26 protein-coding genes are annotated in these 23531 nt (G+C 33.6%); 21 read left to right on the top strand and 5 right to left on the bottom strand.

The features are described from left to right. Window positions 1–3: 3 nt before the first annotated feature. Together wecB and BMY96_RS03840 are read right to left on the bottom strand one after the other, a co-directional pair. Window positions 4–1089 carry a non-hydrolyzing UDP-N-acetylglucosamine 2-epimerase gene (gene wecB, locus BMY96_RS03845; protein ID WP_092849313.1) on the bottom strand — a complete coding sequence of 362 codons (1086 nt, stop codon included), beginning with the start codon at window positions 1087–1089 and terminating at the stop codon, window positions 4–6. Then, window positions 1086–2405 carry a phenylacetate--CoA ligase family protein gene (locus BMY96_RS03840; protein WP_092849310.1) on the bottom strand — a complete coding sequence of 440 codons (1320 nt, stop codon included), beginning with the start codon at window positions 2403–2405 and terminating at the stop codon, window positions 1086–1088. Before BMY96_RS03840 ends, wecB begins: the two co-directional genes overlap by 4 nt. A 178-nt stretch (window positions 2406–2583) precedes the next feature. On the opposite strand from BMY96_RS03840, the gene purD reads away from it, so the two are divergent. Further along, window positions 2584–3855, top strand: coding sequence for a phosphoribosylamine--glycine ligase (gene purD, locus BMY96_RS03835; protein WP_092849307.1), 1272 nt, complete (start codon window positions 2584–2586; stop codon window positions 3853–3855). Here the strand turns inward: purD and BMY96_RS03830 are convergent. Further along, window positions 3850–4077 carry a DUF6341 family protein gene (locus tag BMY96_RS03830; protein WP_092849304.1) on the bottom strand — a complete coding sequence of 76 codons (228 nt, stop codon included), beginning with the start codon at window positions 4075–4077 and terminating at the stop codon, window positions 3850–3852. The two genes, purD and BMY96_RS03830, sit on opposite strands and share 6 nt — an antisense overlap. Window positions 4078–4150: 73 nt before the next feature. On the opposite strand from BMY96_RS03830, the gene BMY96_RS03825 reads away from it, so the two are divergent. Beyond that, on the top strand, window positions 4151–5074 hold the full coding sequence (locus BMY96_RS03825; protein WP_092849301.1) for a DUF6427 family protein: 924 nt from the start codon (window positions 4151–4153) through the stop codon (window positions 5072–5074). On the opposite strand, the gene upp is transcribed toward BMY96_RS03825, so the two are convergent. Continuing rightward, on the bottom strand, window positions 5063–5722 hold the full coding sequence (gene upp / locus BMY96_RS03820) for a uracil phosphoribosyltransferase (RefSeq protein WP_092849298.1): 660 nt from the start codon (window positions 5720–5722) through the stop codon (window positions 5063–5065). The genes BMY96_RS03825 and upp overlap by 12 nt on opposite strands. A gap of 135 nt (window positions 5723–5857) precedes the next feature. On the opposite strand from upp, the gene BMY96_RS03815 reads away from it, so the two are divergent. Both BMY96_RS03815 and BMY96_RS03810 read left to right on the top strand, forming a co-directional pair. Next, window positions 5858–6463, top strand: a complete 606-nt coding sequence (locus BMY96_RS03815) for a DUF4254 domain-containing protein (protein ID WP_092849296.1) — start codon at window positions 5858–5860, stop codon at window positions 6461–6463. A gap of 60 nt (window positions 6464–6523) precedes the next feature. Continuing rightward, window positions 6524–7522: a glycosyltransferase family 9 protein gene (locus BMY96_RS03810; protein WP_245750533.1), complete on the top strand. Its 999-nt coding sequence runs from the start codon at window positions 6524–6526 to the stop codon at window positions 7520–7522. 52 nt (window positions 7523–7574) lie between these two features. Here the strand turns inward: BMY96_RS03810 and BMY96_RS03805 are convergent, their stop codons facing one another. Then, complete coding sequence (locus BMY96_RS03805) at window positions 7575–8633, bottom strand: ferredoxin--NADP reductase (RefSeq protein WP_092849292.1); 1059 nt, start codon at window positions 8631–8633, stop codon at window positions 7575–7577. Window positions 8634–8827: 194 nt separating this feature from the next. Here BMY96_RS03805 and BMY96_RS03800 point away from each other — a divergent pair, with 194 nt between their 5' ends. The 17 genes from BMY96_RS03800 (at window position 8828) to BMY96_RS03725 (ending at window position 23457) form a co-directional block, all read left to right on the top strand. Next, the gene (locus BMY96_RS03800; protein ID WP_092849289.1) at window positions 8828–10306 is read left to right on the top strand and encodes a DUF5687 family protein; all 1479 of its coding nucleotides are present in this window, start codon (window positions 8828–8830) and stop codon (window positions 10304–10306) included. Window positions 10307–10328: 22 nt separating this feature from the next. Further along, window positions 10329–11036, top strand: coding sequence for an ABC transporter ATP-binding protein (locus BMY96_RS03795; protein WP_092849287.1), 708 nt, complete (start codon window positions 10329–10331; stop codon window positions 11034–11036). A 221-nt stretch (window positions 11037–11257) separates the two neighbouring features. Further along, window positions 11258–13816, top strand: coding sequence for a type IX secretion system periplasmic lipoprotein PorW/SprE (gene porW / locus BMY96_RS03790; RefSeq protein WP_092849866.1), 2559 nt, complete (start codon window positions 11258–11260; stop codon window positions 13814–13816). 14 nt (window positions 13817–13830) lie between these two features. Then, entirely contained in the window at window positions 13831–14262 is a 432-nt protein-coding gene (locus BMY96_RS03785; protein ID WP_092849285.1) for a bactofilin family protein, read from the top strand. Next, on the top strand, window positions 14207–14461 hold the full coding sequence (locus tag BMY96_RS16145) for an AtpZ/AtpI family protein (RefSeq protein ID WP_092849283.1): 255 nt from the start codon (window positions 14207–14209) through the stop codon (window positions 14459–14461). The genes BMY96_RS03785 and BMY96_RS16145 overlap by 56 nt, the downstream gene beginning before the upstream one ends. Further along, window positions 14461–14832 carry a DUF6168 family protein gene (locus tag BMY96_RS03775; protein ID WP_092849280.1) on the top strand — a complete coding sequence of 124 codons (372 nt, stop codon included), beginning with the start codon at window positions 14461–14463 and terminating at the stop codon, window positions 14830–14832. Before BMY96_RS16145 ends, BMY96_RS03775 begins: the two co-directional genes overlap by 1 nt. Before the next feature lie 116 nt (window positions 14833–14948). After that, window positions 14949–16055, top strand: a complete 1107-nt coding sequence (gene atpB, locus BMY96_RS03770) for a F0F1 ATP synthase subunit A (RefSeq protein WP_092849277.1) — start codon at window positions 14949–14951, stop codon at window positions 16053–16055. Between the two features lie 39 nt (window positions 16056–16094). After that, window positions 16095–16283 (top strand): ATP synthase F0 subunit C, encoded by a 189-nt coding sequence (atpE, locus tag BMY96_RS03765; RefSeq protein ID WP_004569351.1) that lies wholly within the window; start codon window positions 16095–16097, stop codon window positions 16281–16283. Between the two features lie 100 nt (window positions 16284–16383). Next, entirely contained in the window at window positions 16384–16884 is a 501-nt protein-coding gene (locus BMY96_RS03760; protein ID WP_092849864.1) for a F0F1 ATP synthase subunit B, read from the top strand. A gap of 6 nt (window positions 16885–16890) precedes the next feature. Then, window positions 16891–17427 (top strand): ATP synthase F1 subunit delta, encoded by a 537-nt coding sequence (atpH, locus tag BMY96_RS03755; protein ID WP_092849274.1) that lies wholly within the window; start codon window positions 16891–16893, stop codon window positions 17425–17427. A 28-nt stretch (window positions 17428–17455) separates the two neighbouring features. After that, window positions 17456–19036, top strand: coding sequence for a F0F1 ATP synthase subunit alpha (gene atpA / locus BMY96_RS03750; RefSeq protein ID WP_092849270.1), 1581 nt, complete (start codon window positions 17456–17458; stop codon window positions 19034–19036). 139 nt (window positions 19037–19175) lie between these two features. After that, complete coding sequence (atpG, locus tag BMY96_RS03745; protein WP_092849267.1) at window positions 19176–20036, top strand: ATP synthase F1 subunit gamma; 861 nt, start codon at window positions 19176–19178, stop codon at window positions 20034–20036. A gap of 112 nt (window positions 20037–20148) precedes the next feature. Then, window positions 20149–21609, top strand: coding sequence for an oligosaccharide flippase family protein (locus BMY96_RS03740; RefSeq protein WP_092849265.1), 1461 nt, complete (start codon window positions 20149–20151; stop codon window positions 21607–21609). 1 nt (window position 21610) lies between these two features. Then, on the top strand, window positions 21611–22045 hold the full coding sequence (gene dut, locus BMY96_RS03735) for a dUTP diphosphatase (RefSeq protein ID WP_092849263.1): 435 nt from the start codon (window positions 21611–21613) through the stop codon (window positions 22043–22045). A 35-nt stretch (window positions 22046–22080) separates the two neighbouring features. After that, the gene (locus BMY96_RS16190; RefSeq protein ID WP_349267198.1) at window positions 22081–22230 is read left to right on the top strand and encodes a GIY-YIG nuclease family protein; all 150 of its coding nucleotides are present in this window, start codon (window positions 22081–22083) and stop codon (window positions 22228–22230) included. Continuing rightward, entirely contained in the window at window positions 22231–22395 is a 165-nt protein-coding gene (locus BMY96_RS16185) for a GIY-YIG nuclease family protein (RefSeq protein WP_349267197.1), read from the top strand. A 42-nt stretch (window positions 22396–22437) separates the two neighbouring features. Further along, entirely contained in the window at window positions 22438–23457 is a 1020-nt protein-coding gene (locus BMY96_RS03725; RefSeq protein WP_092849260.1) for a sugar phosphate nucleotidyltransferase, read from the top strand. Window positions 23458–23531 lie beyond the last annotated feature (74 nt).

Genomic DNA, 23531 nt, shown 5'->3' with positions numbered 1-23531 from the left:
GCTTTAAATTGATACTAGATGGTGCACTATGCGCTTTGCGGCATTACCATCCCATAAATCGGGGGTTACGCCTTGTTTCCATGTTCCAGAGAATAGAATATTAAAAGCATTTTTTATTTCTTTTGGGTCGCTACCAACTAAAATATTTGTTCCAATATCGCAAGTTTCTGGGCGTTCCGTGCTATCTCGCAAAGTTATACACGGCACATTCATAACAGTGGTTTCTTCGGTAATACCGCCAGAATCTGTTATAACCGCCATAGCATTTTTAACCAAATAATTAAATTCTAAATACCCTAATGGATTTACATAGTGCAAGTTATTAAACTTTAAATTAAGATTGCTTAAAAGCTTTTTAGTTCTAGGGTGCACCGGGAAAATAATAGGATAATCTTTTCCTAAAGTTACAATTTGTGTAATTAGCCTTTTTAATTGCCGTTCTTCATCAACATTGCTAGGTCTATGAAGCGTCATAACCATATACTTCTTTTCAGATAAATTAAATTCATCCCAAAGGTTTGGTTTTGTAAATCTACTCTTATTTTTTAACAGCGTATCAATCATAACGTTTCCAACAAAAAACACTTTGGAGTCTGGAACACCTAATGCGCTTAGGTTTTTATTCGCATAAGTGGACGTTGTAAAAAAATAATCGGTTAAACTATCAGTAACAATTCTATTAATTTCTTCGGGCATTAGCATATCCCCCGACCGAATTCCTGCCTCAACATGGGCTACTTTAATGCCTGCTTTTTTAGCAACTATTGTACAAGCCATAGTTGAGGTAACATCGCCAACAACCATTACTAAATCGCACTTGTTTACCACGAGTTCGTTTTCAAAACCAATCATTATGGCTGCAGTTTGTTCTGCTTGAGTACCGCTTTTTACTTCTAAATTACTGTCGGGTAGCGGTATGTTTAATTCTTCAAAAAAGGTGCCACTTAAGTTTTTATCGTAATGTTGCCCCGTATGTACAAGTCTATAATTAATATTAAAGCCTTTATTTTTCTTGTTTTTAATAGCTTCAATAATAGGCGCGATTTTCATAAAGTTTGGTCTGGCACCTGCAACTATAGTAACATTCATATATTTTGGTTTAAGTAGGATGTAAACTGCTTCAATTTACCACTTTTTGATCTAACTAATTGATCTTGCCTTTCAAAGGTTAAATGGAGTCCTTTTTCAAGGTAATTTTCCATTTGGGTGGTTATCATTTTAATTTTTTCTTCCAAAAGGGGTTTGGAGCTTACATAAAGAATCTTAAAAGAATTAAGTTTATGTTGTTCAATTATAAACTCTTTTACATTGCCATCATCTTCAATAATACTTTTTGTAATGTAATAAAATGTTAATCCAGCGGCCTTTTTTCCGCTTGCTAAAATAGCAATATCATTTGTTCGCCCTACTAGTTTTTCAAGAATAGGTGTTTTAGTCGTGCTGTTTTTTGATAGGATCCCAACATCGCCAATATCATATCTAATAAATGGGTGTGCTTTATTGTAAAGCGATGTTATTACAATGCGGCCTTCTTCGCCGTAAGGCAAAACAGAATTATTATCATCAAGAATTTCAACATAAAGAGATTCGCTATTAACTTGCCAGTTTCCGTTGGGGTTTTCAAAGGCAATTAAATCTAGTTCCGAAGCGCCATATTCGTTAATTATTGGCACTCCAAATTGAGTTTCCATGAGTTTTCTATCGTCTTCAAATAACATTTCGGAGGTAACAACACAGACTTTTAATGTTGGGCAAATGGTTTTTAAAACCAGGTTTTTAAGTTTAAGAAATTTGGCAAATTGCACAATTGAACTTGTATACCCATTAAGATATTCGAAAGGGGTTTTTTTAAATTTTTGAAGGTGTTTTTCGAAAGCCGACTCGCTTAAATCGAATACCGAAAACCGAAATCTACTACTAAGTTTATCCTTAAAACGTTCTTTGTAATACCCTTTTTTATCTAAAGGAATACCATAAAAACGAGCTTGTTTAGAGGTGTTAAAATCTAAATTATACCAACCAAAACGGTTTTGAATAATAGCCCAAGTTAAGGCATGACTAAATTTATCTTTAGCAAAAACAAAAGGCGTTCCAGACGACCCTGATGTTTTATTAATATAAATATCAAACTTGGTATAATGCTTTGTAAGTCGGTCCTCTAAAGGTTGTTGTAAATCTTGTTTTGTTAAAACAGGAATGTTGTTCCAATTAGAGGTGTCTGTATCTTTTATAAACGACCTATAATACGGGTTGTTTTTAAGGTGAAATGTAACTATATCTTGCTTTTTACTCTCAATATGTGCCGCATAATCTTTTTCGTTTATATCTTGAATTGATTTTAATACATGTTTAGCCTCCTTTATAGGAAAGCCATTTAATTGTAATGAAAAGTCGAATACATTCAAGTTAAAAAGAATACCGAATTATTTAATAATGCCCGAAAGTCAAAAATAATTATAAATGCTTTAGCGAAGTACACTTTTAGCAACACAATTATTTAAAGTTAGAATTTTATGTAAAGTAAATAAAAAATATTCGTGAAATAGAAGCATTAATTTTATTTTTGCGCAAACAACTTATATTATGAATATATTAATACTTGGTTCTGGAGGAAGAGAACATACATTTGCTTGGAAAATTGCTCAAAGTCCAAAATGCGATAAACTATTTGTAGCACCAGGAAATTCTGGGACTAATGAAATAGCAACAAACGTAAATATTGGTGTAACAGATTTTCCGGCTATAAAGGAACTAGTTCTTAGTAATCATATAGATTTAGTGGTTGTTGGGCCAGAAGACCCGCTAGTGCAAGGTGTTCATGATTTCTTTTTAAACGATGATGCCATTAAACATGTTTCTGTTATTGGACCACAAAAGGCTGCTGCCGAGTTAGAAGGAAGTAAAGAGTTTGCAAAAGAGTTTTTATATCGCCATAATATACCAACTGCAGCTTACGAAAGTTTTACTAAAGAAACCGTTGAAAAGGGTTATGCATTTTTAGAGACTTTAAATGCGCCTTATGTTTTAAAGGCCGATGGATTAGCAGCAGGTAAAGGTGTTGTTATTTTAAATGATATTAATGAAGCTAAAGCTGAATTAAAAAGTATGCTTGTTGATGCCAAATTTGGTGAGGCAAGCACAAAAGTAGTTATTGAAGAGTTTTTAGATGGTATCGAGTTAAGTTGTTTTGTGTTAACCGATGGCGAGCATTATAAAATTTTACCAACAGCTAAAGATTATAAGCGTATTGGCGAAGGCGATACAGGATTAAATACTGGTGGTATGGGAGCTGTTTCTCCGGTACCTTTTGCTACCGATGAGTTTCTTAATAAAATTGAAGAGCGCATTGTAAAACCTACAATTGCTGGTTTTAAAAAGGATAAATTGCCTTATGTTGGTTTTGTGTTTATAGGACTTATAAAAGTTGGAGACGACCCTAAAGTTATTGAGTACAATGTACGTATGGGCGACCCAGAAACCGAAGTTGTTTTACCACGATTAAAAAATGATTTTGTTGATATTTTACAAGCCATGGCTCATGGTACTTTAAACAACATTGACATTGAAATTGATGAGCGTGCTGCCACAACAATAATGACGGTATCTGGTGGTTATCCTGAAGCTTACGAAAAAGGCAAGGAAATTACAGGGGTAGAAACTATAGAAGATTCTATTCCATTTCATGCAGGAGCGCAAATTAAAGATGGAAAAATAGTAACTTCTGGTGGGCGTGTAATGGCTATAACCTCGTATGGTAACACATACCAAGAGGCCATAAAAAAATCTTACCAAAGTATAGAAAAACTACATTTTGATAAGATGTATTATCGTAAAGATATTGGATTCGATTTATAGGAAAGAATGAGAAGATATACTTTTATCTTCTTCATTGTTGTCACTAAATATTTTAAGTTGTAACATCCAGTAAACCATAGCTACAATACAAATAATAATAAAAATCCAAGAAATTGTATTTGCAGCAAACCAATTTTCTAGTTCTAATGCTCTTATAGCATCCATAGGAGCAAAAAGAACATTAACAAATAAATCTTGTATTGCGTTAAAGAAATCTTTCATTTTGTGTTTGTTTATTATTTACCAACCATTTTTTAGTTAGTATATTTACGTAGCAAAAATACAAAAACAGTTAATGATTACAAGCTTTTTTAATAAATCTAAACCAATATATTTTGTTGTTGTTTTTTTTATAGTGCTTTTAGCTTTTGTAAATGCTAGACTTTACACCGTAAACGATGCATTAAACGGTAGTTATATATTAAAACAAACGCTACTAATTTGTGTGGTATATGCCTGTATTTTGCTCTTAAATTTTATTACTAACAAAAACCAATTAACAAACAGAAACAGTTACGAAGTCCTTTTGTTTAGTCTCTTTTTGTTATTTATAACGCAAACAACAAATAGCAGTAATATTTTATTTTCAAACTTTTTTGTTTTACTTGGGTTAAGACGCATAGTGAGTATGCGTTCGCCTAGAAATATTAAGAAAAAACTTTTTGATGCCGCATTTTGGATTGCAATAGCTGCGCTTTTTTATTTCTGGTCTATTCTGTTTTTTCCAATAATATTGCTGTCACTTGTGCTATATACCGATAATAATATTCGGCATTGGTTAATCCCGTTTTTGGGGGTGCTTACCGTTTTGGTTATTAGTTGTAGTGCATCAATAGTGTTGTTCGATAATTATTTTTACCTCATTAACTGGTCTCCAGAAATAAGTTACGATTTTAGTAATTATAATTCTGCGTCATATTTAATTGCTATTACAGTCTTGCTATCCTTTGGTATATGGTCTTCTGTGTTTTATTTAAGCAATATAAAAAAGCAGAAAAAAGCATTTAGGGTATCGTTTAAAACCATCATTTTAGCTGCAATAATAGGGTTTATTGTAGTAATAATAGCTCCAGAAAAAAATGGGAGCGAGTTTTTATTTTTGTTTGCACCTTTGGCGGTAATAATAGCCAATTATATAGAAATTATACCCGACAAATGGTTTAAGGAACTCTTTTTAGGTGTGTTAATTGTGCTTCCTTTTGTCCTGCTATTGCTGTAGTTTTTCGCCAAAAGCTAAATCGCCAGCGTCTCCAAGTCCAGGAACAATGTAACCTTTGTCGTTTAAGGTGTCATCAACAGTAGCAATCCATAAATGTGTGTTTTTATCAAAATGTTGCGATACAAAATCTACACCTTCTTGCGCCCCAATAACACTAATTAAATGAATGTCTTTAGGTGTTCCAAAAGGCTTTAAAGCTTCAAAAGTCGCTAACATCGATTGTCCTGTAGCTAACATAGGGTCGGCAAGAATAAGTGTTTTACCTTCTAAATTTGGGCAAGCTAAATACTCTACAATAATTTCAAAACTTTCAGGGTTGTGTTTGTGGTGTCTGTATGCCGAAATAAAAGCGTTTTCAGCATTATCAAAATAATTAAGTAATCCGTTGTGCAGCGGTACACCGGCTCGTAAAATAGAACACAATACAATATTGTTGGTTGGTAGGTCTATGTTGTTTTGCCCTAGAGGTGTTTCAATTGTTTCAGTATTAAAACTTAAAGTTTTACTCATTTCGTAGCCCAAAATTTCTCCAATGCGCTCAATATTTCTTCTAAAACGCATGCTATCCTTTTGAATATCAATGGACCTTATTTGAGAAATAAAGGTGTTTAAAACCGAGTTGGTAAGTGATAAATTATGAATTGTCATAAGTGAAAATCTAGATTTTGATAGTAAAGTTAATGAAACACAATTAAAACTTTAATAACAACCCATTTTGGCGATTTTTTAAATTTAAGAATCTTAGATAAATTACGTAATTTCGCAGCATAAAATTTACTAAATATGTTTACAAATAAAGCTAACAAAATTTTTCAAGACGTCATTGAGAAATACCATATTATTAATACCGTAGATCAACCTTTTGAAAACCCTTATCCAGAAAGCGATTTATTAGAGCATTTACTATACAGAAAATGTTGGATAGATACGGTGCAATGGCATTATGAAGACATTATTCGCGATCCGCAAATAGATCCTGTTGCAGCATTAACATTAAAACGTAAAATTGATGCTTCAAACCAAGATAGAACTGATATGGTGGAATATATTGACAGCTATTTTCTAGAAAAATATAAAGACGTAACGGTAAAACCAGACGCAACTATAAATACCGAAAGTCCAGCTTGGGGAGTCGATAGGTTATCTATTTTGGCATTAAAAGTATATCACATGAATGAGGAAGCAACTCGTAATGACGCTTCCGCGGAACACAAAGCAGCTTGCCAGAAAAAGCTAGATATTTTGTTAGAACAACGGGTAGATTTATCAACAGCAATTGATACGCTTTTAAGCGATATTGAAGCAGGAGATAAGTATATGAAAGTGTATAAGCAAATGAAAATGTACAACGACGATGAACTAAACCCGGTACTTCGTTCGCAAAAATAAAATTCCTGTGTAGGCAGGAATCTCATCCCAATTGCTGAGATGCCAAAACCACAAAAAAACATGCTAGTTATTCGTCTCTCGGCAATGGGAGACGTGGCTATGGCGGTTCCCGTTTTAAGAGCTTTAACCCAACAGCATCCCGAACTTAAAGTAACCGTATTAACGCGTGGGTTTTTTATACCTTTTTTTAGAGATTTAGATCGTGTTGAGGTGTTTTCGGCCGATGTAAAAGGAGAGCATAAAGGTGTTTTTGGACTCTATAAATTAGGTAAAGCCTTAAATGAAAAACAGTTTTATGTAGTGGCCGATTTACATAATGTACTGCGAAGTAAAATTCTTAAAAACTTTATTACCTGTAAACGCTTCATTTCAATTGATAAAGGCCGAAAAGAAAAGCGACTTTTAACATCAAAAAAGTTAAATAAACAGCTTAAAACAACCCATCAACGCTATGCCGATGTTTTTGGCGCGTTGGGGTATAAAATAGACTTAAGCAAACCTAGTTTTCCAAAAAAAATAGACTTAAATCCCGAGTTAAAAAAGTTTATTAAAGACCCTTTAAAAAAGAGTGTAGGAATTGCTCCTTTTGCAGCACATGAAGGGAAAATGTATCCTTTAAACTTAATGGAATTGGTAATAGAAAAGCTATCGAAAGACCATAATATTATTTTGTTTGGAGGCGGAAAATATGAGTCTGAAATACTTAACGGTTTCCAAAATAGTTTTGATAATACAACCAATCTTGCAGGTAAATTATCCCTTGATGAAGAATTGGATGTTATTTCCAATTTAGATGTCATGCTTTCTATGGATTCTGGAAATGCACATATAGCAGCAATGTTAGGTGTTAAGGTCGTTACAATTTGGGGTGTTACCCATCCTTTTGCTGGTTTTGCACCTTTTAATCAACCTAAAGAGTATGCTTTGTTAGCCGACGGTGCGAAATATCCATTAATCCCAACTTCGGTTTACGGTAACAAATACCCTGGTGATTATAAAGAAGCGGCCGGAAGTATTTTGCCCAAAACAGTTGTTGAAAAAATCGTCTCCGTACTTTAAAAGCATGGAGCAATCCTAATTAAAGCACTTTTTGGATTAATAGATGATGCGTTTAAACATCATCAAAATCGACAGTAATAGTTGGTGTTGTTGGATGTGCTTGACACGTTAAAATTAAACCTTCGGCAACTTCGCTTTCAGTTAAAATATTGTTTTGTCTCATGGTAGCGTTACCTTCGGTAATACGGGCTAAACAGCTACTGCAAATACCACCTTGGCAGGAATAAGGCGCATCTAAATCTTCATCTAAAGCAGCTTCAAGAATGGTTTGTTTTTGCGACATATCAAACGTTGTGGTTTCATCGTCAACAGTTACCGTAATTTTTGTGTTTCCTTTAGCTGAGGTAATTTCTTCTTGAACTTCTGCTGGTTTTGCGGCTTTAAAAAGTTCAAAATGAATGCGATTTTCATCAATATCGTGTTCTGTTAGTACATCTTTTACAGTATGAATCATCGCTTCTGGTCCACAAAGGTAAAACGCATCAACCTCAATATGTTTATGTTTGTTTTTCATAACATAATTAACCGTGCTTTTTTCAATTCTACCAAAAATGGCATCGTCTTCATCTTGCTGGCTAAATACAAATTGAATAGAGAAACGATCTTTATGCGCATGCTGTAATTCTAGCAGCTCATTAAGAAACATGGTGTCTTTGGTTGTTTTATTACCGTAAACTAAAATAACCTTGCTGTTTACTTCTTCTTCTAAAGCACATTTAATAATACTTAAAATGGGTGTAATACCACTCCCAGCTGCAAATAAGGCTATGTTTTTAGTTTTAGAGTCGTTTGGCTCAAAAACAAATCGACCTTTTGGTGGAGCAACTTCAATAGAATCGCCAACTTTTAAAGTGTTATTGGCATAAGCCGAAAAAGTACCTTCTTTAACCTCCTTAATAGCCACTTTTATTTCGCCGCTTTTTGGAGATACACACAGTGAATAGTCTCTGCGTATTTCATTGCCATCTATTTCAGTTTTTAGAGTAATGTATTGGCCTGCTTTAAAGGTAAAAGCCTCCTTTAAATTATCAGGAAGATTAAAGGATATGCTAATCGCTTTATCTGTTTCTCTTGTTATATTTTTTACTGAAAGTTTATGAAATGATGACATAGGTAATTGTTTTCAACAAAAATAAGGAAGCCTTTAAATAAAAAGTGTTTTTTTCAATAAAAAGTGAAGCTTGTTTATCTTTTAGTTCAAAAATCTAGCCTTCTTAAAGCGTGTTATATTAAAATATTAATTTAAGTCTGTAACAATTTTATATATAGATACACTTACATTTATAAAAACTAAAACCACCAAAAATGATAAAGCGTTTTTTAAGTTTAGAATGGAAATCCTTTTTTAGGTCGGCTAGCTTTGGTAAAACTTTAGGTATTAAAATATTTATGGGCTTTTTAAGCCTGTATTTAATAGCTGTATTTTTAATGATGGGTATTGGCCTTTTTCCTGCGCTTAAAAAGCTTTTTCCGGACAGCGATCCTTTATTAATTGTAAATAGTTTTCTTTTTTATTGGGTTTTAGGCGATTTGGTAATTCGTTTTTTCTTTCAAAAACTACCTGTAATGAGCGTTATGCCTTTACTAATTCTTCCAATAAAACGAAGTAAGATTGTAAATTATGTGTTAAGAAAATCGGTGTTTTCATTTTTTAATGCCCTGCCTTTATTTGCCATTATCCCGTTTGGTGTTACTTTAATAGTTGAGGGTTATCCCGTAAGCCAAGTTTTAGGGTGGGTGCTAGCTTTAATTATAGTGGTACTTATTATTAATTTTTTAAATTTTATTATAGAAAGTTTTTCTGCTGAAAGAGAGTTGTCCTTTCTGCCAATTTTAGTTTTAGCAGGAGGGTTGTATGGCTTAAATTATTTTAATCTGGTGTCCTTTAACGAAATTATTGGCAATGGTTTTAATGCTATTTACAATCAATCCCTTTTTATTTGTGTACCCATATTAATTCTGTTTGCTTGTTATGTGATCAATTTTAAATTACTAAAACAAAACCTGTTTTTAGATAGCGGATTAAAAACAAAAATTAAGGAAGTAAGTGCTTCTAATTTGGATTGGACTAAAAACTTTGGAGATATTGCCCCGTTTTTGCAATTGGATTTAAAATTAATTTGGCGAAACAAACGGACTAAGTCTACAGTTTGGATGGTTGTTTTTGGGCTTTTATATGGGTTGGTATTTTACGTTAATCCACAATTTTTAAGCATGACACCGTCTTACATATTTGTTGGTGTCTTTTCTTCTGGTATTTTTTTAATGAATTTTGGCCAGTTTGTTCCTGCCTGGGATAGTAGTTATTACGGACTATTAATGACCCAAAACCTAAAATACGAGCAATATTTAAAATCAAAATTCACTTTAATGGCTTTAAGCGTATTAATCTTATTCGTTTTAGGCATTCCGTACGTGTATTTTGGTTGGAAGGTATTATTTGCGCATTTAGCGGCTGCTATTTATAATATAGGTGTAAATACACATGTTATTTTATTAGGCGGTTCCTTTAATCGTAAAAAAATAAACCTTAATGAAAAAGCGGCGTTTAATTACCAAGGTACTGGAGCAGTACAATGGCTAATAGGAATTCCTATATTGCTTTTACCAATGGCAATTTTTGCTGTAGTATATTTTTTAACAGGTTTTGAAATAGCGTGCTTGGTTTTAATAATTTTAGGTGTGGTTGGTATTGTTTTCCATCATAAAATAATGAAATTAATTACTAAGAAATATACAGATTCAAAATATAAAATGATTGATGCTTTCAATCAAGATAACTAATAAGTTTTAAAAACTAAATATCATGATAACAACGTCTAATTTATCAAAAAAATATAACGGAAATCAAGTGTTAAGTATAGATGCTTTAGATATTCCTAAGGGGCAAAGCTTTGGTTTAGTAGGAAATAATGGTGCCGGAAAAACCACTTATTTTAGTTTGTTGTTGGATTTAATCCAGCCAACTACTGGACACATTAAAATTAACGACGTACAGGTGGATAAAAGTGAAGATTGGAAGCCGTTTACTGCTGCTTTTATAGACGAAACCTTTTTAATAGGCTACTTAACGCCCGAAGAATATTTTTATTTTATTGGCGAATTACGCGGACAAAATAAAGCCGATGTAGATGCTTTGGTGGCACAGTTTAAAGATTTTTTTCATGGCGAAATTTTAGGACAAAAAAAATACTTGCGCGACCTTAGCAAAGGTAATCAGAAAAAGGCAGGAATAGTTGCGGCTTTAATAGGCAATCCAGAAGTTATTATTTTAGATGAGCCATTTGCAAATCTAGATCCTACAACGCAAATAAGGCTTAAAACGATTATAAAAGAACTCGCCGAAAAGCAAGGTGTAACAGTATTAGTTTCTAGTCATGATTTGTTACATGTTACCGATGTTTGCGAGCGTATTGTTGTGCTTGAAAAAGGCGAAATTGTTAAAGATTTAGAAACAAACGCAGCGACTTTAAAAGAGTTGGAAGCTCATTTCTCGGGGAGCGAAGTCCTATAAGTTTTTATACTAGATTTTCAAGATTATTTATGGCCAATGTTATTGGTGGTTTTCAAATGTAAAGTAACTTTTTTAAGGCCCTAACTTAGGGTATTCGTGTTTTTGCGCAACCATTTTATGTGTCAATATATAGCTAAATCCAAAAAGATGCTTATTTTTACCACGCTATATATAATAATAGCAAGACTTTATAGTTATTATCTAGACTAAAAATGCCAGCGTTGAAAACACCTACTAAAGCCATATTATTACTTATTTTAACTGTTTTTATTGCATTTAGTTGTTCTAGAAAGAAAGATAAATTTATTAATAGAAACTTTCATGCGCTTACCGCAGAGTTTAATGCGCTTTATAACGGTTACATTGCTTTAGAAGAAGGTAGGCAAGCACTTAACGACGCCTATTTCGATAACTATTGGGAGGTTTTACCCATAGAACGCATGCAGATTTTTGAAGATATTGTGCTTCCTGGGCAATCTAAAAACGAAAATTTTTCTAGGGCCGAAGAAAAGGCAGTAAAAGCTATTCAAAAACACAGTATGAATATTGATGGTAAGGAGCATAATCCGCAAATGGATGAAGCTTACTTACTTTTAGGTAAAGCGCGATATTTCGATCAGCGTTTCGTACCAGCTTTGGAAGCTTTAAACTATATTTTATATAAATATCCTGCCAGCGATAAAATTAATCAAGCTAAAGTTTGGCGAGAAAAAGCAAATATTAGACTTGATAATAACGAGTTGGCTATCGAGAACTTAAAGCGTCTTTTAAAGCAAGAAGATTTAAAGGGGCAAGATTTAGCTGATGCTAGTTCTATTTTAGCGCAAGCGTTCCTTAACACAAAAGTTATTGACACAGCTATTACCCAATTAGAAATTGCTGCAACAGCTACAAAAAATAACGACGAGCGCGGTCGGTACCGTTTCATTCAAGGGCAGTTATATAATCAGTTAGGGTATAAGGATAGTGCTAATATTGCTTTCGATAAAGTGATAGAACTAAACAGAAGAACACCAAGAATCTATTTAATTTCGGCACATTTAGAAAAAATAAAAAACTTCGATTTTGAAAATGGCGATAAGCTTGAATTAACCGAACTACTAACCGAGCTTGAAGAAAACCGAGAAAATCGCCCATATTTAGATAAAATTTACCACCAAATAGCTGCATACCATTTACAAAATGGTTCAGACTCGTTGGCTGTTGCATACTATAATAAATCTTTACGCACAGACACGCGCGATAAACTACTAAAAGCCAAAAGCTTCGAAACACTAGGTGATATAAATTTTGATGCTTCGGTATATGCCAAGGCAGGTCAGTATTACGATAGCACCATGAGCAACTTAGTTTTAAACTCCAAACCTTACCGTGTTATAAAGCGTAAACGAGATAATTTAGAAGATGTTATTTATTACGAAGCCATAGCTAAAACCAACGATAGTATTTTGCATTTAGTAAATTTATCGGAAGCCGAAAGGTTAACTTATTTTGAGGCTTTTGTTGAAGATTTAAAAATTAAGGCAGAAGAAGAAAAGGAAAAATTAGAAGCAGCCAATAGAAATAGTGGGCTTGCAACAGCAGGCAGTCCTGGAGGTGTACAAGTTAATCGGGTAGGTAATAAAGAGGAATCAACTCTTTTTTATTTTTACAATCCAACAACCATATCGTATGGTAAAAATGAGTTTAATAGGTATTGGGGAGACAGACCGTTAGAAGATAATTGGAGATGGTCTAGTAAAGGAGCATCAAATAATATAACCAATAACGCTAATGTTAGTATTGCCGATATTGCTTCAGATGAAGAACGTTTCGACCCTCAGTTTTATATTTCTAAAATTCCTTCAGCAGAAAAAGAAATAGATAGCATTTCTAAAGATCGTAATTATGCCTATTATCAATTAGGATTGATCTATAAAGAAAAATTTAAAGAGTATAGTTTAGCAAAAAGTAAATTTCAAGATCTATTAAAAAGTAATCCTGAAGAACGATTAATATTGCCTTCAAAATATAATTTATATAAAATTTATGAATTGTTAGGTGAAAATGCCGAGGCAGCAATTGCAAAAAACCAAATTATTGATACGTACCCCGATTCTAGATACGCAACGATTTTAAAAAATCCAGAGTTAATTACAGATCGCGATGAAAATAGTCCGGAGAGTTTGTATGAAGCCTTGTACATTCAGCATGAAAATCAAGAATACGCCGATGTAATTTCTAAAAGCGAAGAGTATATTAAAACCTTTGACGGTGATGCTATGGTACCAAAATTCGAACTTTTAAAAGCTACAGCTTCTGGTCGATTATATGGTTTCGAGGCTTATAAAAAAGGCGTAAATTACTTAGCCATTACCTATGCTAATACACCCGAAGGTAAGCAGGCTCAAAATATAGAGTCTAATATATTTCCAAAGTTAGAAAGTAAAGCATTTGTTAAAGCAAGCGATAGTATTCCAGAAAACTATAAGGTTGTGTTTCAATTTAAAAACGCACCAAAAGAAACAATTTCTGGGTTTAAAGAAACGCTAGATGAGGTTTTAGGCAATGTAAAATATTATAAATTAAGTGCATCGGTAGATGTTTATAATCCCGACACTAAATTTGTGGTAATACATGGTATAAAAACCGAGCAAGTAGCGCAAACATTTAATCAGCTTCTAACGGAAGAGGATCAATATAAAATTAACACCCCTTATTTTGTAGTATCATCTACAAATTATCAAATTATACAAATTCATAAAAATTTGGATGATTATTTGAATATCGACAATAATTAAACCTAAATCACATTATGTTCTCTGATAGTAAAAAAGTAAAACAAATGACAGAAAGCAACGGAAGTCAAAATATAATATCTAAAGGTACTCAATTGGTTGGCGACTTTACAAGCCAAGGCGATTTAAGGATAGATGGCAGTATTGAAGGAAATATTAAAACTGCGGGTAAAGTGGTTGTTGGTAAATCGGGTGTAATAGAAGGTACTTTAACTGGTACCGATGCTTATTTTGAAGGCAAGTTTTCCGGAAAATTAGTATTATCTGGCACCTTAACCTTAAAAGCTTCTGCGCATATTGATGGCGAGGTTGTGGCAGGAAAATTAGCAGTAGAACCCGGAGCAACGTTTAACGTAACTTGCGTTATGAAAGGCGCAGGAAAAGATATAAATAATGGCCAACAAGGAAAACTACCAGAAGGAAAACCAAAAACAGGGAAAACAGCTTAACCCTTATATTAGGTTTTCTTCCATAGCTATTCAAATGGGTTTAACCATTTATTTAGGTAGTAAACTGGGTGCATGGTTAGATGTTAAACTAGGTAACGAAAATCAACTTTATTATAAAATAGTATCTCTTCTGGCGGTGTTTTTTGCCATTTATTCGGTAATAAAACAAGTTATTAAAATAACCAATAAAAATTCTTAATGATTAAACGAATAGTTTTAGTAGCGGTATTGTTTATGCTATTATTTGCCTTTGGTTATGGTGTTCATAGTGCCGTAGTAGATCTTAATTTAACCTATTCTCTGCTAAATATTTACCTGTTTTTTGCGGTAAGTGCGGTTTTGGTCTATGCCACAGTGGAGGGTGTTTATAGTAAATTACCCAACCAAGCAGGCTATGCTTACCTTATGATGATGTGTTTAAAAATTGGTGCATTTGTTTTAATTTTCCAAAAAAGTGTATTTCATGAAGTCGTGTTATCGCAGGCAGAACGCATAAATTTGGTTGTGCCATTGTTTTTGTTTTTAATAGCTGAGGCGGTTGTTGTAGGGAAACTATTAAACGATAAATAGTTAGTCGTTTTTTAAGGATTAAAAACTAATATAAAAAAGAGTTTGCAATTATGAATTATTGTGTACATTTGCACAAATTTTACAGAGCATAAATTTCATTATTTAGTAAAGACGTAATGGTGGCAAAAAAATCTATCAAGTTTATAAAATTTCTAGTACTATTCTTAGTTTCTTTTAACGGTTTTGCAAACGGCGACAAAAACCCGCAAGGCAACACCATCGATACCCCCGATGAAATTAAAGAATACATTTCACATCACTTAAAGGATTCTCACGATTTTCATTTATTTACAAATAATGCTTCTGGAACACATTACAGTTTTCCACTTCCTGTTATTGTTTGGACAAGCGAAGGTTTAAAAACATTTATGTCTTCTGCATTTCATCACGACGATGCAGGTCATGTAATTGTAGAAAAAGGTGGTGTTAAGTTAACAAAAATTCACAGCAAAATATATGAGTTAGAAAGCGGAGCAACATCTGTTAGTTTCGATGAAGACCATCACGCAACAAACGCACACAAGGTTTTAGATCTTTCTATTACTAAAAGTGTATTTGGTATGTTATTAGCTGGTTTGTTAATGTTTTTAGGATTTGTTGCTTTGGCTAGAAGCTACAAAAAAGGACCAATACCAACTGGGTTTGGTCGTGTTTTAGAGCCTTTAGTAATTTATGTTAGAGACGATATTGCTAAGCCAAACATTGGCGATAAAAAATACAGAAAATTTATGGGGTTCTTACTTACCGTATTTTTCTTTATCTGGATATTAAATTTATTAGGGTTAACACCGCTAGGTTTTAACGTTACAGGACAAATAGCAGTAACCGTTTGTTTAGCACTTTTTACGGCTGTTATATATTTATTTAGTGGTAGTAAAGATTTTTGGGCGCACACCTTATGGATGCCTGGTGTTCCAGTAATACTAAGACCAATACTTGCCGTTATAGAGTTGGTTGGTTTTGTATTAATTAAGCCTTTCTCTTTATTAGTGCGTTTATTTGCAAACATGACGGCAGGTCACTTTGTTGTAATGAGTTTAATAGCATTAATGATTACTTTAAAGCAAGATTTTGGACCAGCACTTTCAACAGGTATGTCTTTAGTGTTAGCATTATTTATATCGGTTATCGAAATATTGGTAGCCTTTTTACAAGCGTTTATTTTCACGATGTTATCATCGTTATTTATAGGAATGGCAGTTGAAGAACATGACCATCACTAACAAGAATTTGTTTAATTAATATTTATAAAAACAATTATTATGTACAATTTAATTGGAGCAGGATTAATCGTAATCGGAGGAGGAATCGGATTAGGTCAAATTGGTGGAAAAGCAATGGAAGGTATTGCTAGACAACCAGAAGCAGCTGGAAAAATTCAAACTGCGATGATCATCATCGGTGCCTTATTAGAAGGTTTAGCATTCGGTGCATTAATCTTAGGGAAATAAGAATTTCCTAAAAAACAAATAAAACAGTATTCTGCAACGGTTGGTTGCAGAAGCTGTTTTAAAAAAAATTAAACAAAAAAAGTTAAGTAATCTATATAGTATGGAAACTTTATTAAATGATTTTTCGGTAGGCTTATTCGTAATGCAAGCGGTTATCTTATTAATTATTATTTTATTAATGAGAAAATTTGCTTGGAAACCAATTCTTAATGCTCTTGATGAAAGAGAAGGAGGAATTGCAAATGCTTTAAAATCTGCTGAAAATGCAAAATTAGAAATGCAAAATCTTCAGGCAGATAACCAAAGGTTATTAAAAGAAGCTAGAGCAGAGCGTGAGGAAATGCTTAAAGAAGCACGCGATATGAAAAATAAGATTATCGAAGATGCTAAAACTGAAGCTAACGATACTGCTAATAAATTAGTAGCACAAGCTCAAGCAAGTATAGAATCTGAAAAGAAAGCAGCCATTGCAGATTTAAAATCGCAAGTAGCTAACTTATCAGTAGAAATTGCGGAAAAAGTAGTGCGTACAGAATTATCTAACAAAGACAAGCAATTACAATTGGTTGAAACGATGTTGGGTGAAAAATCATTAAACTAAGTTATAATGGCGGGAGCAAGAGCAGCAATACGTTACGCAAAGGCATTATTAAGTTTAGCTACAGATCTAAAAACAACAGATGTTGTTAACACAGATATGAAGCTAATTGCTGATACCGTTGCAGGAAATAAAGAATTGAACGACATGCTTCAAAGTCCTGTGATAACGTCTTCAGATAAAAAAGCTGTTTTATTAGAGGTGTTTAAATCGTCTGATAAAAGCACTTTAGATTTAATTAATACATTAAGTACAAATAACAGAATTTCTATTTTACAGCATGTAGCTTCAAAATACAATCAGTTATTTGATGAATCTAAAGGTATTCAAATTGCAACAGTTACTACAGCAGTAGAATTAACAGCAGATTTAAAAAAGAAGGTTTTAGCAAAAGCTAAAGAACTTACAGGTAAAGATGTTGAGGTAGAAAATATTATAGATGAAAACATTTTAGGTGGTTTCATTTTACGCATAGGTGATACACAATACAACGCAAGTGTTGCAAATCAGCTAAATAAGTTAAAACAAGAATTTACATTAAACTAAGATCTTTTAGGTCTAAATAAACAATAAGATGGCAGAAGTAAAACCAGCTGAAATATCAGCAATCTTAAAAAAACAACTTTCAGGTTTTGAGGCTAGCGCTTCATTAGATGAAGTAGGAACTGTATTAACTGTAGGTGACGGTATTGTTCGTGCTTACGGATTAGCTAACGCGCAATATGGTGAGTTAGTAGAATTCGAAGGCGGATTAGAAGGTATTGTACTTAACCTAGAAGAGGATAACGTAGGTATCGTATTGTTAGGTACTTCTGTTGGAGTAAGAGAAGGATCTACTGTAAAACGTACCTCTCGTATTGCATCTATTAAAGTTGGAGAAGGTATTGTTGGTCGTGTTGTTGATACTTTAGGTAACCCTATTGATGGTAAAGGACCAATAACAGGCGAAACTTACGAAATGCCATTAGAGCGTAAAGCGCCTGGTGTTATCTATAGAGAGCCAGTAACCGAGCCTTTACAAACAGGTATTAAAGCAATTGATGCTATGATTCCAGTGGGTAGAGGTCAACGTGAGTTGGTAATTGGAGATAGACAAACTGGTAAAACAGCGGTTTGTATTGATACCATTATTAATCAAAAAGAATTTTACGATGCAGGTGAGCCTGTATATTGTATATATGTTGCTGTAGGTCAAAAAGCCTCAACAGTAGCACTTATTGCTAAAACATTAGAAGAAAAAGGCGCATTAGCTTATACTACTATAGTAGCTGCAAATGCATCAGATCCTGCTGCAATGCAAGTTTATGCACCATTTACAGGAGCTTCTATTGGAGAGTATTTTAGAGATACTGGTCGTCCAGCATTAATTGTATTTGATGATTTATCAAAACAAGCCGTTGCTTACCGTGAGGTATCTTTATTATTACGTCGTCCACCAGGACGTGAGGCATATCCTGGGGATGTATTTTATTTACACTCAAGATTATTAGAACGTTCTGCAAAAGTTATTAATAACGATGCAATTGCTAAAGAAATGAACGATTTACCAGAGTCGCTTAAGCCAATCGTTAAAGGTGGTGGTTCATTAACAGCTTTACCAATTATTGAAACTCAAGCGGGAGACGTTTCGGCATATATTCCAACAAACGTAATTTCTATTACGGATGGTCAGATTTTCTTAGATGGAGATTTATTTAACTCTGGTGTACGTCCAGCAATTAACGTAGGTATTTCTGTATCTCGTGTTGGTGGTAACGCTCAGATTAAATCAATGAAAAAAGTATCTGGTACTTTAAAATTAGATCAAGCACAATTCCGTGAGTTAGAAGCTTTCGCTAAGTTTGGTTCAGATTTAGATGCCGTTACTTTAAACGTAATTAATAAAGGTAAGCGTAACGTAGAGATCTTAAAACAAGCTCAAAACGATCCATTTACTGTTGAAGATCAAGTTGCAATAATTTACGCAGGATCTAAAAACTTATTAAAAGATGTTCCTGTAGAGAAAGTAAAAGAATTTGAACGCGATTTTATCGAATTCTTAAAAGCTAAACATAGTGATGTTTTAGCAACTTTAAAAGCAGGTAAATTAACTGATGAAGTTACAGATACATTAACAGCTGTAGCAAAAGATTTATCAGGTAAATATAGAGCATAAAAAGTGAGAGTTTAAAGTTATGAGTTTAGAGCGTTTCTAACTCATAACTTTAAATTTAAAGTGTAAAATTAATGTCACTCTAAGTGTAGCCTGTTCAAATGGCAGTCTAAGTAGCTAAGAGTCTTTATAAAAATAAAGAATGGCGAATCTTAAAGAAATACGTAACAGAATATCATCGGTATCTTCAACGATGCAGATTACCAGTGCCATGAAAATGGTATCGGCTGCAAAGTTAAAGAAAGCGCAAGATGCTATTACCGCAATGCGTCCTTATGCTGATAAGTTAACCGAACTTTTACAAAGTTTAAGTGCAACTTTAGATGCAGATTCTGGAAGTGCATATTCTGAACAACGCGAATTAAAAAAAGTACTTATAGTTGCAATTACTTCTAATAGAGGTTTAGCGGGTGCATTTAATTCAAACATTATAAAAGAAGTTAACAGATTAACGTCTGAAACTTATGCAAACCAAGAAGTTTCTTATTTCGCTATTGGTAAAAAAGCAAACGATGCTTTTAAGAAAACCAATAATGTAATTGCCAATAAAAGTGAGATTTTCGATAATTTAAGTTTTGAAAATGTTGCCGAAATTGCAGAAAGTTTAATGGAGACGTTTGTTGCTGGAGAGTTTGATAAAATTGAAATAGTTTATAACAAATTCAAAAATGCTGCCACTCAAATAGTAATGACCGAGCAATTTTTACCAATCGTACCTGTAGAAGGTGAGGTTGTTGTAAATGCAGATTACATTTTTGAGCCATCAAAATTAGAAATTGTAGAAGAGTTAATACCTAAGTCTTTAAAAACACAATTGTACAAAGCGCTTAGAGATTCTTTTGCTTCTGAACACGGTGCACGTATGACGGCAATGCATAAAGCAACCGATAATGCTACCGAGTTAAGAGACCAACTTAAATTAACTTATAACAAAGCACGTCAAGCTGCTATTACTAACGAAATCCTTGAGATTGTTGGTGGTGCAGAAGCTTTAAATAATTAATACATTCCTGCTAAGACAGGAATCTTAACAAAATCTAAAACCTAACTTTAACGAGTTAGGTTTTTTTGGTTTAAAAGCCCTATTTTTAACCTTATAAATAAGCAATTTTTTTTTGAGCGGATTAAAATCTTTATTCAAACAAACATTTATTTACGGGTTAGCTACGGTCTTACCCAGAATGTTGAGTTTCTTGTTGGTTCGCCTTCATACCGATGAAAGTGTGCTAAAATCGGTTGCCGATTATGGCGATGTATCCTTAATATTTTCCTATTTCGTAATCTTTAATGTCATTTTAGCTTATGGTATGGAAACGGCATTTTTCAGGTTTTTTAATAAGGAAGACGATAAAGCAAAGGTTATTGGCACCTCTACCATATCGCTAATCATAACATCTTTTGGGTTTTTTGTTCTTGCTTTACTGTTTCAAAACCAAATCTCCAACTTTGTAGATATTAAAGTAGAATACATCCAGCTAGTGGTTTGGATTCTGTTATTAGATGCTTTGGTAATTATTCCATTTGCATGGTTAAGAGCCAATGCAAAACCCATGAAGTATGCTATTGTTAAAATACTAAACGTGGTTATAAATTTAGGCTTAAACCTGTTTTTACTGCTATGGTTAAAAGATTTGGCATCAGAGTACGCTGTACTAGAGCCGTTGTACAAACCCAACTATCAAGTTAATTATATATTTATAGCCAATTTAGTAGCCAGTGCAGTAACTTTAGTATTAATGATGCCTTTCTACTTTAAGGTTAAATTTACTTTCAACAAGGTGCTTTGGAAACAGATGATGCAGTACGCTTTTCCGGTTTTAATTGCCGGTGTTGCCTTTTCCATAAACGAAAGTTTCGATCGTATTTTATTAGACAAATTATTACCCGAAGCTATTGCCAAAACAGAAATAGGTATGTATTCGGCGTGTTATAAGCTCGCGTTGTTTATGATGCTATTTGCTACCGCTTATCGTTTGGGTGTAGAGCCTTTCTTTTTTAGTCATGCTAAAACAGAAAACCCACAAAAAAATTACGCCATTATACTAGAGTATTTTGTCATTTTTGGATCTGTTATTTTACTGGCAGTTGTGGTTTTTGCCGATGTGTTAAAAGTTATTTTTATTGGCAATCAAGAGTATTGGGAAGCCATGTGGATTGTTCCGGTAATTTTAATAGCCAATTTTTGCTTAGGTATTTATCATAACCTTTCTGTTTGGTATAAAGTTACCGATAGAACTAAGTTTGGCGCCTATATATCTATTTTCGGCGCTGTGTTAACCTTAGTATTAAACTTTTGGTTAATACCTATATTAAGTTATAAAGGTTCGGCTATAGCCACTTTAGCAGCCTATGCGTCTATGATGTTATTGTCGTATTATTTTGGTAGAAAATATTATCCTATTCCATACAACATTAATAAAATTGCTATGTATTTAGGGCTATCCATAGCACTGTCTTTAGTATCTTTTTATCAATTTAGAGGCCAATATATTGTTGGAATTTCTATGTTAATTGTATTTTTGGCGATAGTATATTTTGCTGAACAGAAAGTCATTAAACAACTTTTAAAACGATAACATGCAAATTAAAATTATAAATAAATCTAATCACGATTTACCGCTTTATGAAACGATGGCTTCGGCAGGTATGGATTTACGTGCCAACCTTACCGAAAGCATCACATTACAACCCATGGAACGCAAAATAGTACCTACAGGCTTGTTTTTAGAGCTTCCTGTTGGTATTGAAGCACAAGTGCGTCCTAGAAGTGGTTTAGCGGCTAAAAAGGGCATTACAGTGCTTAATGCTCCGGGAACAGTCGATGCAGATTATAGAGGTGAAGTTGGTGTGATTTTAATTAACTTATCACATGAAAACTTTACCGTAGAAAACGGCGAACGTATTGCTCAATTAGTCATTGCAAAACATGAACGTGCCGTATGGGATGAAGTAGAAGTACTTTCTGAAACGGCTAGAGGTGAAGGTGGTTTTGGGAGTACGGGAGTCAAATAGTTCCTGCGGAGGCAGGAACCTCTAAGTCGATAATAATGAAATATTGGTATGTCTACATAATGTCAAATAAGCCTAATGGCGTATTATACATTGGTTTTACAGACAGTATTGAAGAAAGAGTAAAAGAGCATAAATTAAAGGTTTATCCTAAATCATTTACCGCGAAGTATAATTGTGATAAATAGATGTATTTTGAAGAGTTTGATAACGGCAATGAAACTGAAAAACGAGAAAGACAATTCAAGAAATGGAAACGAGATTGGAAAATTAAATTAATTGAAGATATGAATCCTAGTTGGTCGGATTTGAGTATTAACTGGAATTTAAATTACAATAAATTAAGAAAATAAAGTTTAACATTAAAAGATACCCCGTCAAGCGGGGCATGTGATATGAAAATAATAGTACCAATGGCAGGTCGAGGATCTCGATTGCGCCCACATAGTTTAACTGTACCAAAACCATTAATTCCAGTTGCTGGACAACCTATTGTTCACAGATTGGTAAAGGATATCGCCAAGGTTTTAAAACAACCTATAGAGGAAATAGCGTTTGTTTTAGGTGATCCGGCATGGTTTGGAGACGAGGTTGTTGCTAGTCTGGAAAAATTGGCAACAGATTTAGGCGCTAAAGCTTCTATTTACCGCCAGGATAAACCACTTGGAACAGGTCATGCTATTATGTGTGCAAAACCATCTTTGTCGGGTCCTGCAGTAATTGCTTATGCCGATACCTTAATTAGAGCAGAGTTCGATTTAGACCCAACGGCCGATAGCGTTATTTGGACAAAACAAGTGGATAACCCAGAAGCTTACGGTGTGGTTAAGTTAAATGCTAACCAAGAGATTGTGGAGTTGGTTGAAAAACCAGAAACTTTTGTGTCCGATCAAGCAGTAATAGGCATTTATTACTTTAAAGATGTGGCTGTTTTAAAAGGAAAACTACAAGAAATCCTTGATGAAAACATTATGAATGGTGGCGAATACCAAATTAACGATGGTATTAAACGCATGATGGCCGAAGGTAAAGTATTTAAAACAGGAACGGTTGATGAGTGGATGGACTGCGGAAACAAAGCCATAACCATAGAAACTAACCAACGTATGTTAGGGTTTTTAAAGGCCGATGGCGAGGAAACATTAGTAGCAGATTCGGCTAAACTTGAAAATTCTAAAATTATTGAGCCGTGTTTTATTGGTGAAAATGTGGTGCTTAAAAACACAACTATTGGACCTTTTGTATCGGTTGGAAATGGCACAGTTATTGAAAATTGTACTATTGAAAACAGCTTGATTCAAACGGATTCTGAAATTAAAAACGCTAAGTTAAACAATGCTATGATTGGTAATAACGTTAAGTATAATGGCGAATTTACTAGCATAAGTATTGGTGATTATTCGGTGTTAGAATAAATTCCTGCGAAGGCAGGAATCTCATAACACGATGTTAGCAAATAGTATTTGACCAATAACTGAAGACTGCCAAC

This window comes from Algibacter pectinivorans (genome assembly GCF_900112595.1).
Classification (GTDB): Bacteria; Bacteroidota; Bacteroidia; order Flavobacteriales; family Flavobacteriaceae; genus Algibacter_B; species Algibacter_B pectinivorans.
Note: the sequence above shows the minus strand (reverse complement) of the source record. Positions and strands in the feature narration are given on the sequence as shown.